The sequence below is a fragment of the Umboniibacter marinipuniceus genome (assembly GCF_003688415.1).
Classification (GTDB): Bacteria; Pseudomonadota; Gammaproteobacteria; order Pseudomonadales; family DSM-25080; genus Umboniibacter; species Umboniibacter marinipuniceus.
Genome location: NZ_REFJ01000001.1, coordinates 363,286 through 375,597 on the forward strand (window position 1 = coordinate 363,286; position 12,312 = coordinate 375,597).

Here is a 12,312-nt window from a genome sequence, read left to right on the forward strand (position 1 = left end):
TGACTTGCAAGTCACGGTTATAAACGTAAAATGTGACTGCCCAGTTTCGCTGGGCATTTTTTTGTGAATTGTATTTCTGAGAGTTGTTTTATGTTGGTAACACCTTTTTTTCAGTCAGCGAATGGCCTATTGAGTTTCACTCGTGAACAGGGTTGCCGTTTCGCCAAAGAGATAGCGAATGACTTCAACCCTATTCATGATGTCGACGCCAAGCGCTTCTGTATTCCTGGCGACTTACTCTTTTCGGTGTTACTTTCACAGGTAGGAATTTGCCGCGAGCTAGATGTCAACTTCGCCGGCATGGTGACAGATCAAACACGGCTCAAGGTTGTCACCGAGTGTGCGCGTAAGTCCTCGTTAGTGGATGAAAACGATAAGCCCTGTCTGAACATTGAACACTCTAATGACGGCCTGACTAGCCCCGAACTCATTGATCAGCTGACTGAAGCATATGTTGCTTTCTCGGGTGAAAGCTTTCCGCACATCCTCGTGCCGCTGATGGCGGAGCATCAGGTTATGATTAACCCTGATCGTCCCATTGTGATGTACACGGACATGATGATTCGCTTTGAAGATCTAAACTTTAGTTCTCTGGCGCTGCGCATGAGTGGCTCGGAGCTTGAGGTGATGGGGAAGCGTGGCAATGTGATCTTGAAGTTTGAGTTCGTCGATGGCGACCGAGTAGTGGGGCGTGGCGAAAAGCACATGGTTTTGAGTGGTTTACGCGCCTATGACCAAGCTGGTATTGATCAGATGGTTGAAACCTACAGCGAGCGAAAGAATGGCCTCGTCGCGGCGTAACGCTGAGCTCAGACTAGTCACCCTCTAGGTTTAGTATTCATGATTGGATAATGACGACCGCTAAGCCTAGAGTCTAAATCGCTATCCGCTATCCGCTATCCGCTATCCGCTATCCGCTATCCGCTATCCGCTATCCGCTATCCGCTATCCGCTATCCGCTATCTGCTACCCCAGTACCGGCAGATTTCTCTGCCTGTTGCATCAACGAGCCGTGCCACAATATTTCCATCCCTTCACTTCTAGGCGCCTCAATCGCTGCTTTGCCTTGCCCTATTAGCTACGATCATTCGATATCTGGTATATCTCAAGCTAAAACCTCGCAAAAATTTAAGTTTAATGGTTCAGTGTTAGCGATAAGCTAATAATTTAGAAATAAATATGCTTAAAATTCGCGCTATTCTATATTTAATATCTAAGTAAACGAAACTATAAGAATAAAGGAAGTTTTAATGGCGATATCTATACAAGAGCGTGTGTCTCAGGTTGCGGGCCTTATTCCCACTCAGGTCCCTCAGCTAATCAATGGTAGTTGGGTGAAATCCGCATCGCTGGTGTCTATCCCCGTTACCAATCCAGCTACGCAAGCGGTACTGACAAACACTCCCTGCGCCACTCAAGATGAAATGGTAGCGGCGGTAGAATCGGCCCAGCGCGCCTTTGAGTCATGGAAAGATGTTCCCGTTCCACAACGCGCTCGTATGATGTTGAAGTACCAAGCGCTATTAAAGGAACACCACGATGAGCTTGCGACACTGCTTGCTATGGAGACTGGGAAAACCTTTGAAGATGCTAAGGGGGATGTTTGGCGAGGCATTGAAGTGGCTGAACACGCCTGTAATATTAGCTCGTTAATGATGGGCGAAACGGTAGGAAATGTTGCCCGTAACATTGACTGCTCGTCCTGGATCCAGCCGATGGGCGTTTTTGCTGGCATTACGCCATTTAATTTCCCCGCAATGATTCCGCTGTGGATGTTTCCCATGGCAATCGCCTGCGGTAATACCTTCATTCTGAAGCCCTCGGAGCAGGACCCCTTAACACCAAATCGCCTCGCGGAGCTATTTCTAGAGGCCGGTTTCCCGAAGGATGTGCTGCAAGTCGTGCACGGCGCGAAAGAGCAGGTAGATTTTCTTCTTCATCACCCCGATATTGTTGGCGTTTCCTTTGTTGGTTCAGTTCCCGTGGGGCAGCATGTCTATCGCACTGCAACGGATAATCTGAAACGATGCCAGGCCTTTGCTGGGGCGAAGAATCATATGGTGGTGATGCCCGATGCCGATAAACAGCAGGTCATTAATGCGTTGAAGGGGGCTGCCTGTGGTGCAGCTGGGCAGCGGTGTATGGCAATTTCGGTTGCGGTATTGGTTGGTGAAGCAGCGAATTGGGCCGACGAGATTGCAGCGGAATTGGCAACCCTGAAGCCGGGGCCGTTTACGGATGAGGAGGCCGACTTTGGGCCACTTATTTCACCGCAAGCGAGAGAACGAGTGACGGCTATTATTGAGCAGGCTAAAGAGGATGGTGCAAGCTGCCTAGTAGACGGCACTCAAGTTGAAGTGACGGATTATCCCAATGGGAATTGGGTTGGCGCTACCGTTTTCGCGAAGGTAACGCCGGAAATGGGGGTCTATCAGCAGGAGATATTTGGCCCAGTACTGTGCCTAGTTGAAGCGAACGATCTTAACGATGCGATAGCAATGATCAACCGCAACCCCTTCGGTAATGGTACCTCAATCTTTACCGGTAGTGGCTTTGCAGCACGAGACTTCCAGCATCGAATTAAAGTGGGTCAAGTGGGCGTAAACGTTCCAATTCCCGTGCCGTTGCCGTTCTTTTCGTTTACAGGCTGGCGCGGTTCGTTCTATGGTGATCAACATGCCTATGGAAAGCAGGCAGTTAGGTTCTATACGGAAACCAAGACGGTAACCTCGCGCTGGTTCGAGGCGGGTGAAAATGTTGATGCCAATATGACCATTGCACTGAAGTAAGGAGCGCTCATGGATTTTAGCTTATCAGATGACCAGCGTGCTTTTATGGACTTAGCGAATGACTTCGCTAACGACCAACTGGCACCGTACGCCGCTGAGTGGGATCGAGACGCTCATTTTCCGGTGGCGGCGATTCGTCAAGCCGCAGAGTTAGGCTTTTGCGGTCTCTATGCCCCAGAAGATATCGGCGGGTTAGCCTTATCGCGGCTCGATTCGCATTTAATATTCGAACAGCTATCGAAAGGCTGTACCGCCACCACCGCCTACTTAACCATTCACAACATGGCTACTTGGATGTTGGGAACGTGGGGTACGGAGCAGGTTAAGGAAACATACGGCGAAGCAATGACTCGGGGCGAGTTACTAGGCTCCTATTGTTTGACTGAGCCGGGGGCTGGGAGCGATGCCGCATCACTGCGCACAAAGGCGACTAAGGTAGCCGGTGGCTATCAGTTGTCTGGGGCTAAAGTCTTTATCTCCGGAGCGGGCAGTACCGATGTATTGATTGTTATGGCGCGAACCGGAGAAGCTGGTGCGAGCGGTGTTAGTGCCTTCGTGGTGCCTGCTAAGAGCGAGGGAATTAGCTACGGCAAAAAAGAGGAAAAGATGGGCTGGAATTGCCAGCCTACTCGAATGATCACCTTCGATCAGGTATTCGTTCCTGCCGATCATCTGTTGGGGCAAGAGGGCGATGGTTTTAAGTTCGCCATGAAGGGTTTGGACGGAGGGCGCATTAATATTGCAACCTGCTCACTAGGCACCGCTCAGGCGGCACTTGAGATCAGCCAGAAATACCTTCAAGAGCGCGAACAGTTTGGCAAGCCGATTGCCGCCAACCAAGCGCTGCAGTTTCGTTTAGCCGACATGGCAACGGAGCTACTCGCGGCTAGACAGTTAGTCCGTTACGCCGCCGCCAAACTTGATGGTGGAGATGCGAATGCCGCTATGCATTGTGCTATGGCAAAGCGCTTTGCAACGGATGTAGGTTTCGAGGTCTGTAATCAGGCGCTTCAGCTCCATGGTGGATACGGTTATATTAAAGAATACCCGCTAGAACGAATGGTTCGCGATACGCGGGTGCATCAGATTTTAGAAGGCACCAATGAGGTGATGCGCGTCATTATTTCGCGGCGCCTCTTTATGGATCAAGTTTGTGAGGGACTTCAGCTATGAGTGGCATCACCCTAGAAAAGCGAGGCTCAACGGCCCTGCTAACAATCAGCAACCCACCTGCGAATACTTGGACAGAAGCAAGTTTAAACAGCCTCGCAGAGTTGGTTGAGACACTAAATCATGACAAAGATATCTATGCCCTCGTATTAACGGGAGAAGGTGAAAAGTTTTTTTCGGCAGGCGCCGATCTAAATATGTTTGCCTCGGGTGATAAGGGCATCGCGGCTACGCTCGCCCATTGCTTTGGCAAGGCGTTTACGGCCTTGGCAAACTTCCGTGGCGTATCGATCGCAGCGATTAATGGTTATGCCATGGGCGGAGGTCTAGAGGCGGCGATGGCCTGTGATATTCGCATCGCTGAATCGCAGGCTCAGGTGGCCTTGCCTGAAGCTAAGGTAGGTCTGCTCCCGTGTGGTTTGGGTACTCAGACACTAACGCGTATCGTAGGAGAGGCCTGGGCAAAGCGTATGATTCTCTGTGGCGAGCGACTTAACGCTGAAAAAGCGTTGGCCATTGGTTTAGTGGAAGAGGTTGTGGCGAAAGGTGAAGCGTTGGCCGCCGCCTTAGCGTTAGCGGAGCAGGTATCGGCGCAGAGCCCAACTTCGGTGGCAGCAAGCAAAGCGCTGATTCAGGCAACTCGTCATACCTCAATGCGCGACGCCTTATATCAGGAGCGCGAAGCCTTTGTTGAGCTTTTCGATTCAGCGGATACCACTGAAGGCGTAAACGCCTTTCTTGAAAAACGCGCACCCGAGTGGACGAATAGCTAAACACAAGGTAATTGAACCATGAAAGTATTGTTTGTCGGTATTGGTAACATGGGCCTTCCTATGGCGATTAACCTGCACAAGTCAGGCCAGCAGGTTGTTGCGGTGGACATGAGTAAAGCGTTACTCGCCAAGGCGGCGGATCAGGGTTTGGAAACCGCCGCGTCGGCACTGTCGGCGTTGGATGGTTGTGATGCCATTATCACGATGTTGCCGAGTGATGCAGCGGTGCAGTCCGTGTACTTAGACTCTGGATTGCTGGAGTCACTAGCGAAGGATACGCTGGTGGTGGATTGCTCAACGATTAGTGCCGAGGCGGCTAAAAATCTCCATAGCGCGGGTGAGGCGCTTGGTGTGAGTGTTGTTGATGCGCCAGTATCCGGCGGTACCGCGGGCGCCAAAGCGGGCACGTTGAGCTTTATCTGTGGTGGGAGTGAAGACGCTATTAAGCGCGCTACACCATTGCTTCAGGTTATGGGGGCGAACGTTTTCCACGCGGGCGCGGCAGGAGCGGGTCAAATCGCAAAGATCGTTAATAATATGTTGCTGGCCGTACTCATGACCGGGACCTCCGAAGCGCTAAGTTTTGGGGTGGATAATGGCTTAGACCCAGCCGTACTCTCCGACATTATGAAGGCGAGTTCAGGTAATAATTGGGTCTTGGAGAAGTATAATCCTTGGCCTGGCGTGATGGACGGTGTGCCGGCAGCCAACGGCTATCAGGGTGGCTTCGGGACCGCACTCATGCAAAAGGACTTGGGCTTGGCATTAGCGTTGGCTGCGCAATCTGGTTCCGAGACGCCTATGGGAAGGTGTGCTAGCGAACAGTATGCGGCATTGGTTGCTGCACAGGAGTCGGCGTTAGGCGATGATTTCTCGGGGATAGTCCGTCACTATAGCGGCGAGCTTGATCAGTCAGAGGATAGCTAGCTGCATGAGTGAATGTAGAAGCTGTTGAGTGACGGAATTATCAATCTCGCTCAGCGGCTTTCTATAATCTTCTTGCCAGCTTGGTTGCTTAGCTAAGGCCCACAACAATCCAACCCATAAACTGAGCTCGTGTGCTGCCGCTAAGGCAGCTTGCTCGGTGTCGTTAAATTCTTCACCAATCGCCACTAAATATCTCTGAGCAAACGCGTTGAGCGACTCGTCAGCGTTAATGAAGCTATTCCAACTGCTACAGAGATCGAAGTAGGGGTGGTTGATACCGCTGTATTCAAAGTCGATAAGCCATAGCTGGCTACCGTCTTTGATGATGTTCCCGGCCACTAAATCATTATGGCACAAGCTATGACTTAGCTGACTCAGCGCAAGAGCATTGAGAAGTCTTTGAAAATGATCAATGAAGGGCTTAATCGGAAGTGCTAATTCGTCCAGGTACAGCTTGCTTCCCATAAGTAAATCTATCTTGGGACAAGATGCTGGTATCGGACTAGTATGAAGCTTAACGAGAAGCTGAATAAGCTCATTCGCTAACGGCACGCCTGCCGAATCAATCCATTTGGCAATACAGAATTGATGGTTGCTATCCCAATGGAAGAGCTCGGGCGCGAGATCGCGGTGCTGAAGTGTTAGCCAGACTTCGTGCTCAGCCTTTCTCGGTGTAGCCGCATCGCGAACCACGGACATCATTCTAACGGCGAGCAATTGTTCGCCTACGCGTGCTTTAAACACTTGGTTAGCGGTGCCAGAAAGGCTGAACTCTACGCGGCATTGAGCCAGCGTAGGGTGAAGTTCGCTAAGCCCCTGCTGGAGAAAGGTGTCTGTCATCGTCTCGTTTCCAACTGTACCAACCAACGATTGCCATCACTGTATAGATCATCATCAGTAGACTGGTGATATAGAGGCCTTTTGCCTGATAAAGAAGGATGCTAGCAAGGTTAATGACAATCCAATACAGCCAGTTAGCGCGAATTTTCTGGGTAAGCATCCAAGTGGCAAAGATAGCGAAAGTTGTGGTGGCGGCATCAAAGTAAGCCAACTCAGCGCTCAGCCAGCGTTCTGCGGTGTAACCCCATGCTAACGCCGCAAGCGTGCATGCTAAGATAGCAATGCTGTGCCACTGAAGAGAACGTTGTTCAGAGATGAAACTGGTTGCCTCTTGGCTACGCCAATTCCACCATCCCCAGGCTGCCATGACAAGGTAGTAGCCATTGAGTAGTGACTCCGACACTAATGAAACGTGCCAGAATAAGGCGGTATAAATTGCCGTAGAGATCGCCGCAGCGGGCCAACACCACTGACTTTTTTTGGCTGCAAGTACTACGTACGCCACCGCCAAAAAGAGCGCGATAAGCTCTGCTCCTTGCATCACGCCAAACTGCTGGATGAGTTCTTCAAGCAACTGCCTATCCTCAAGTTTTAATGAGTGCTGATTGTACGAGTCAATCAGCACTGAGGTAAAGCCCCTGCCGTTTAACTGCGAATCTCATAGCAGGGGATGTAGTCGCCCGCTATTTTCATGCGCCCTTCCGCGACCATGCTTTGGAGTAGCTGGTCGATAGTATCCATGAGTGCCTGATCGCCGCTGAGTTGGAATGGACCGTGGTCTCTAACGGCGCGTATGCCGGCTTCTTTAATGTTTCCTGACACAACGCCGGAGAAGACACGTCGCAACTCGACAGCGAGCTCGTAGGGTTCACGGCTCAGATGCAGGTCCAGTTCTGCCATGGAGTCATGGGTGGCGATGAATGGCGTCTGCAGTGCCTCGGGAATATGAAGTCCCCAGTTATAGGAGAAACTGTCATTTTGTTCACATCGGTAATCCATCACATTCGTAACGGCCTCGCGCATCTCACGTGCAATGGCTTCAGGATTACCAACAATGAGTTGGTAATGTTGGGCAATATCATCACCAAGTGCCTTGCGAAGGAAAGTATCCATCGCATCAAAGTAACCGCGACTCGACTCGCCCGCTGCGAAGATGAGCGGAAGCTGTAAGTTGGCATTCTTGGGGTGGAGTTTGAGAGCCAGGGCATAAAGAATTTCCTCGGCGGTACCAGGCCCGCCCGGGAAGACAATCAATCCATGGCCAACTCGGACAAACGCTTCGAGGCGCTTCTCAATATCCGGCATGATGACGAGTTCATTAACAATTGCGTTAGGTGGTTCAGCCGCAATAATCGAGTTTTCGGTTAGGCCGATGTAACGACGTGGTTCATGCTGTTGTTTAGCATGCCCAATTGCCGCTCCTTTCATGGGGGCTTTCATTGCACCGGGGCCGCACCCAGTGATAATGCCTAGGTTTCGGAGCCCAAGTTGATAGCCTACTCTTTTACAAAATTTATATTCTTCTGTGCCAATAGAGTGGCCACCCCAGCAGACGACTAATCCGTGTTGCATACCAGTTCGGAGTACGCCGGCGTTGCGTACAACCCTATAGACACCATCACTCAACAGCTCACCAATATTCGTAGCGTTTTCGTTGAGATCAAACTGATGGCGGACGTACAAGACATCCCGTAATACCGAGAAGAGTAACTTTCGAACCCCATGAATCATCTTGCCGTCTACAAAGGCATCGCCAGGCGCATTAATGAGGTGGAGGCGAATGCCACGGTCTTGGCGGACGAAATGAATCTCAAAGTCGGCAAATTCAGCCATGAGATCTTCCACTGAATCGGTTTGAGCGCCAGCATTGAGCACCGCCAGAGCACATTGGCGAAACAGTGTATAAATGGGGTGGTCGAACTTTGTTCTGGTTAACTCATCTACTTCCATTGCAGAGAGGTGTTCCAGCGTGCCCTCAGGGCTGACAATGGTGGAGGGTATTTTTTTTGTGGTCATATTCACTCCTACTTTGTTCATTTAATTTGTTCAGTTTAGACTAACGCCAACCTTCACTATACGTAGACTATGTGATAGTTTGTTTACGATACGAAACACGAGGAAACATTATGTTTAAAAAGTCCATGTCTATCGCCGACTTCGACCCTGAGCTATTTGCATCAATGGAGTCAGAGCGTGAGCGTCAAGAACATCACATTGAATTGATTGCTTCGGAAAACTACACCAGTCCACGTGTCATGGAGGCGCAGGGTTCTGTGCTGACCAACAAGTATGCTGAAGGTTACCCTCACAAACGCTACTACGGTGGTTGTGAGTTTGTTGATATTGCTGAAGATCTTGCTATTAATCGTGCCAAGGAGTTGTTTGGTGCTGATTACGCGAACGTTCAGCCACACTCGGGTTCACAGGCAAACTCAGCCGTATTTCAGGCGCTGCTTAACGCCGGTGACACTGTACTGGGTATGAGCCTAGCTCATGGCGGTCACTTAACACACGGTTCTAGCGTTAACTTTTCCGGTAAGATCTACAACGCCGTGCAATATGGTTTAAGCGAGGCGACTGGAGAAATAGATTACGCTGAGGTTGAAGCTTTAGCAATTGAGCACAAACCGAAGATGATTATCGCGGGCTTCTCGGCCTATTCCGGAGTGGTTGATTGGGCTAAGTTCCGAGAGATTGCTGATAAGGTAGGTGCTTATCTCTTCGTTGACATGGCGCATGTGGCAGGATTAATTGCTGCCGGCCTTTATCCGAACCCAGTGCCATTCGCTGATGTGGTGACTACCACTACTCACAAAACGCTTCGCGGTCCACGTGGTGGGCTTATTCTGGCGCGTGCCAATGCTGAACTTGAAAAGAAATTTAATTCAGCGGTATTCCCAGGTGGTCAAGGTGGCCCTCTTATGCACGTTATTGCCGGTAAGGCAGTTTGCTTTAAAGAAGCTATGGGCGATGACTACAAGGCGTATCAAAAGCAAGTCATGATCAACGCTAACGTTATGGCAACAACCATTCAGGAGCGCGGTATCAAGATTGTTTCCGGCGGCACGCAGAACCATTTGTTGTTGGTTGATCTGATTGGTAAAGCTTACACGGGTAAGGATGCTGACGCGGCGTTGGGTGAAGCTTTCATTACGGTGAATAAGAACTCCGTACCGAATGACCCACGTTCGCCATTCGTTACTTCAGGTCTTCGTCTTGGTACACCAGCCATCACTACTCGTGGCTTCAAAGAGCAGGAAACCGCTCAATTGAGTCACTGGATTGTTGATGTCTTAGACTCGTTAGAGCAGGGTACGTCCGAGACAGTTATCCCAGAAGTTCGCGAAAAAGTGAAAGCGCTGTGCGCGCAGTTCCCAGTCTACGCGGACTAATAACTGCCGATTACTGGTCGTTAGCGCTGCAAGCGTAGCGCTTAGAAACTCATCAAACCCTGTCAGAAATGATGGGGTTTGTTGTTGCTGGGGCCAGCTTTTACGGGGCTTTGCCTGATTAAAATCTGTGCTACAATGCGCGCTGTTCTTTATAAATCGTTAGGGTACACACATGCGTTGTCCATTTTGCAAAGCAGAAGAAACAAAAGTTGTTGATTCGCGCTTAGTTGCCGAAGGTGATCAGGTTCGCCGTCGCCGCGAATGTATGTCGTGCCACGATCGATTCACTTCCTATGAAACTGCTGAGCTGTTAATGCCCAGCGTTGTTAAGCAAGATGGTTCTCGTCAGCCCTTTGATGAACTGAAGCTTCGCGCAGGCATGATGCGGGCACTGGAAAAACGCCCCGTTGCTACCGAAGATATTGAAACCGCCATCAACAATATTAAACATTACCTTCAGGCCACCGGCGAGCGTGAACTTCAGTCTATTCGCATCGGCGAACGCGTTATGCTCGAGCTCAAGAAGTTGGATAAAGTCGCCTATATTCGCTATGCCTCGGTATACCTAAGCTTCCAAAATATTGACGAATTCCAAGCCGAGCTGGACGAGCTAAAACGAGCAGAACTGGCCAAGTAATCATGGATACCGCTGATCATAAATTTATGTCGCGTGCAATTCAGATAGCGCGCCAAGGACGCTTCATTACTCGCCCAAATCCCTCGGTAGGCTGTCTGTTAGTCGTTGACGGCGAAGTCGTTGGTGAAGGTCATACCCAGCCGGCAGGCGGTCTTCACGCCGAGCGTGTGGCGCTGGCCGCAGCCGCTAAGCTCGCAGCCGGCGCAACAGCATACGTGAGCTTAGAGCCTTGTAGTCATACTGGTCGCACATCGCCATGCGCCGACGCGTTGATTGAAGCGGGCGTGAGTAGAGTGGTCTTTGCCGGTATTGACCCTCACGAACAAGTTGCCGGGGCTGGGTTGGACAAACTTAGACTAGCTGGAATTCGAGTAGATGGTCCGCTGATGCAGCCGCAGGCCGAGGCGATCAATCCAGGCTTTCTTAAACGCGCTCGCTGCCAATTACCTTTCGTGGTGATGAAGTCGGCCTCTTCAGTAGATGGGCGAACCGCGATGGCCTCGGGGGAGTCCAAGTGGATTACCGGCCCCGCCGCCCGAGCTGATGTGCAAAAGCTGCGCGCATTAAGTTCGGCCATTATTACCGGTGTAGATTCGGTCCTTCAGGATGATTCTCGGCTGACACTTCGCCGCGAAGAGCTAACTATTGATGAGAACAGCTTAGATTGGTTAATGGCCAACCCGCCCTTGCGAGTTGTGCTAGATTCTCACGGTCGATTATCAGCGGACGCGGCTATCTGTAGGGGTGAGGCGCCAACACTTTGGATCACCGGCACCGAGGTAGATAGAGTGATCTCTGGTGTAGAGCGTGTGAGTCTTCCGCTTGAAAACGGGCGATTGCCGCTGTTGGCCGTACTAGAGCTATTGGCACAGAGGCAATGTAATCAGGTGCTTGTGGAAGCCGGTCCTACGCTATCAGGTGCTTTCCTGGCTGCCGGTTTAGTTGATTGTTGGTATCTGTATATGGCCCCCAAATTGCTGGGGTCTAGTGCTAATCCACTGTTGCGCTTGCCGTTCGAAAAGATGTCGGAGTCAGTAAATCTCGATATAGCAGAAGTTCGCACAATAGGGGATGATCTGCGCTTTGGAATCCAACTTGCTGAGGGGGCCGTATGTTTACCGGTCTAGTAGAAGCCGACGGCGTAATTGAACAGCGTCAGAGTCGCGGCGGTGATGCCCGTCTTCGAATTCGTTCGAGTACACTTGATTTCGCTGATGTGAAGTTGGGCGACAGTATTGCAACGAATGGTGTGTGCCTCACGGTTGTCGAATTTGGTACGGACTATTTTAGTGCCGATGTCTCGAATGAAACGCTTGCGCTGAGTACGCTTGCGAACTTGGCAATCGGTACTCGCGTGAACTTGGAAAAAGCGATGTTGCCAACTACCCGCTTCGGAGGCCACATGGTTTCAGGGCACGTTGACGGAACCGCCAAGATTATCGAGATAAATCGTGATGGTCGAGCTTGGGACTATCACCTGAGTTTGCCCATGGAGCTAGCGCGATACGTTGCTCACAAAGGTTCCATCTGTGTGGATGGTGTGAGTTTGACAGTGAATGATGTGTCCGAGCAGCAATGCCGACTTACCATTGTTCCGCATACGGCTGAGAAAACCCAGATCGCAAACTACCAAGTGGGTGATTTGGTGAATATTGAGGTAGATATGATAGCTCGCTATTTAGAGCGTCTATTATTAAGCCCAAAGGAACAAAATCGTAGCAGTGGGGTAACGCTTGATAGCTTGCGCCACGCTGGCTTTATTAAAAATTGAGGTTGTGATTAAC

12 protein-coding genes are annotated in these 12,312 nt (G+C 50.6%); 9 read left to right on the forward strand and 3 right to left on the reverse strand.

Annotated features, from left to right (window positions below; translation table 11 throughout):
* Positions 1 to 90: 90 nt before the first annotated feature.
* The 5 genes from DFR27_RS01700 to mmsB all read left to right on the forward strand — a co-directional run bounded on the left by DFR27_RS01700 (position 91) and on the right by mmsB (position 5,659).
* Positions 91 to 801, forward strand: a complete 711-nt coding sequence (locus tag DFR27_RS01700) for a DUF3581 family protein (protein ID WP_121875727.1) — start codon at positions 91 to 93, stop codon at positions 799 to 801.
* A 449-nt stretch (positions 802 to 1,250) separates the two neighbouring features.
* Complete coding sequence (locus DFR27_RS01705) at positions 1,251 to 2,789, forward strand: CoA-acylating methylmalonate-semialdehyde dehydrogenase (RefSeq protein WP_170150741.1); 1,539 nt, start codon at positions 1,251 to 1,253, stop codon at positions 2,787 to 2,789.
* Positions 2,790 to 2,798: 9 nt separating this feature from the next.
* A complete protein-coding gene (locus DFR27_RS01710; protein WP_121875728.1) occupies positions 2,799 to 3,962 on the forward strand; it encodes an acyl-CoA dehydrogenase family protein in 1,164 nt (387 codons plus the stop codon).
* The gene (locus DFR27_RS01715) at positions 3,959 to 4,732 is read left to right on the forward strand and encodes an enoyl-CoA hydratase (RefSeq protein WP_121875729.1); all 774 of its coding nucleotides are present in this window, start codon (positions 3,959 to 3,961) and stop codon (positions 4,730 to 4,732) included. The genes DFR27_RS01710 and DFR27_RS01715 overlap by 4 nt, the downstream gene beginning before the upstream one ends.
* A gap of 18 nt (positions 4,733 to 4,750) precedes the next feature.
* Positions 4,751 to 5,659, forward strand: coding sequence for a 3-hydroxyisobutyrate dehydrogenase (mmsB, locus tag DFR27_RS01720; protein ID WP_121875730.1), 909 nt, complete (start codon positions 4,751 to 4,753; stop codon positions 5,657 to 5,659).
* Here the strand turns inward: mmsB and DFR27_RS01725 are convergent.
* The 3 genes from DFR27_RS01725 to ppnN are packed head-to-tail and all read right to left on the reverse strand — an operon-like array spanning position 5,645 to position 8,515.
* Complete coding sequence (locus DFR27_RS01725; RefSeq protein WP_121875731.1) at positions 5,645 to 6,499, reverse strand: phosphotransferase; 855 nt, start codon at positions 6,497 to 6,499, stop codon at positions 5,645 to 5,647. The genes mmsB and DFR27_RS01725 overlap by 15 nt on opposite strands.
* On the reverse strand, positions 6,468 to 7,124 hold the full coding sequence (pnuC, locus tag DFR27_RS01730; protein WP_121875732.1) for a nicotinamide riboside transporter PnuC: 657 nt from the start codon (positions 7,122 to 7,124) through the stop codon (positions 6,468 to 6,470). The genes DFR27_RS01725 and pnuC overlap by 32 nt, the downstream gene beginning before the upstream one ends.
* A 20-nt stretch (positions 7,125 to 7,144) precedes the next feature.
* Positions 7,145 to 8,515, reverse strand: a complete 1,371-nt coding sequence (gene ppnN, locus DFR27_RS01735) for a nucleotide 5'-monophosphate nucleosidase PpnN (RefSeq protein ID WP_121875733.1) — start codon at positions 8,513 to 8,515, stop codon at positions 7,145 to 7,147.
* 110 nt (positions 8,516 to 8,625) lie between these two features.
* On the opposite strand from ppnN, the gene glyA reads away from it, so the two are divergent.
* The 4 genes from glyA (at position 8,626) to DFR27_RS01755 (ending at position 12,299) form a co-directional block, all read left to right on the forward strand.
* Positions 8,626 to 9,891 carry a serine hydroxymethyltransferase gene (gene glyA, locus DFR27_RS01740; protein WP_121875734.1) on the forward strand — a complete coding sequence of 422 codons (1,266 nt, stop codon included), beginning with the start codon at positions 8,626 to 8,628 and terminating at the stop codon, positions 9,889 to 9,891.
* Between the two features lie 172 nt (positions 9,892 to 10,063).
* Positions 10,064 to 10,528, forward strand: a complete 465-nt coding sequence (gene nrdR, locus DFR27_RS01745) for a transcriptional regulator NrdR (protein WP_121875735.1) — start codon at positions 10,064 to 10,066, stop codon at positions 10,526 to 10,528.
* 2 nt (positions 10,529 to 10,530) lie between these two features.
* On the forward strand, positions 10,531 to 11,655 hold the full coding sequence (gene ribD / locus DFR27_RS01750) for a bifunctional diaminohydroxyphosphoribosylaminopyrimidine deaminase/5-amino-6-(5-phosphoribosylamino)uracil reductase RibD (RefSeq protein ID WP_121875736.1): 1,125 nt from the start codon (positions 10,531 to 10,533) through the stop codon (positions 11,653 to 11,655).
* Positions 11,640 to 12,299, forward strand: coding sequence for a riboflavin synthase (locus tag DFR27_RS01755; RefSeq protein ID WP_121875737.1), 660 nt, complete (start codon positions 11,640 to 11,642; stop codon positions 12,297 to 12,299). The genes ribD and DFR27_RS01755 overlap by 16 nt, the downstream gene beginning before the upstream one ends.
* The last annotated feature ends 13 nt before the right edge of the window (positions 12,300 to 12,312 follow it).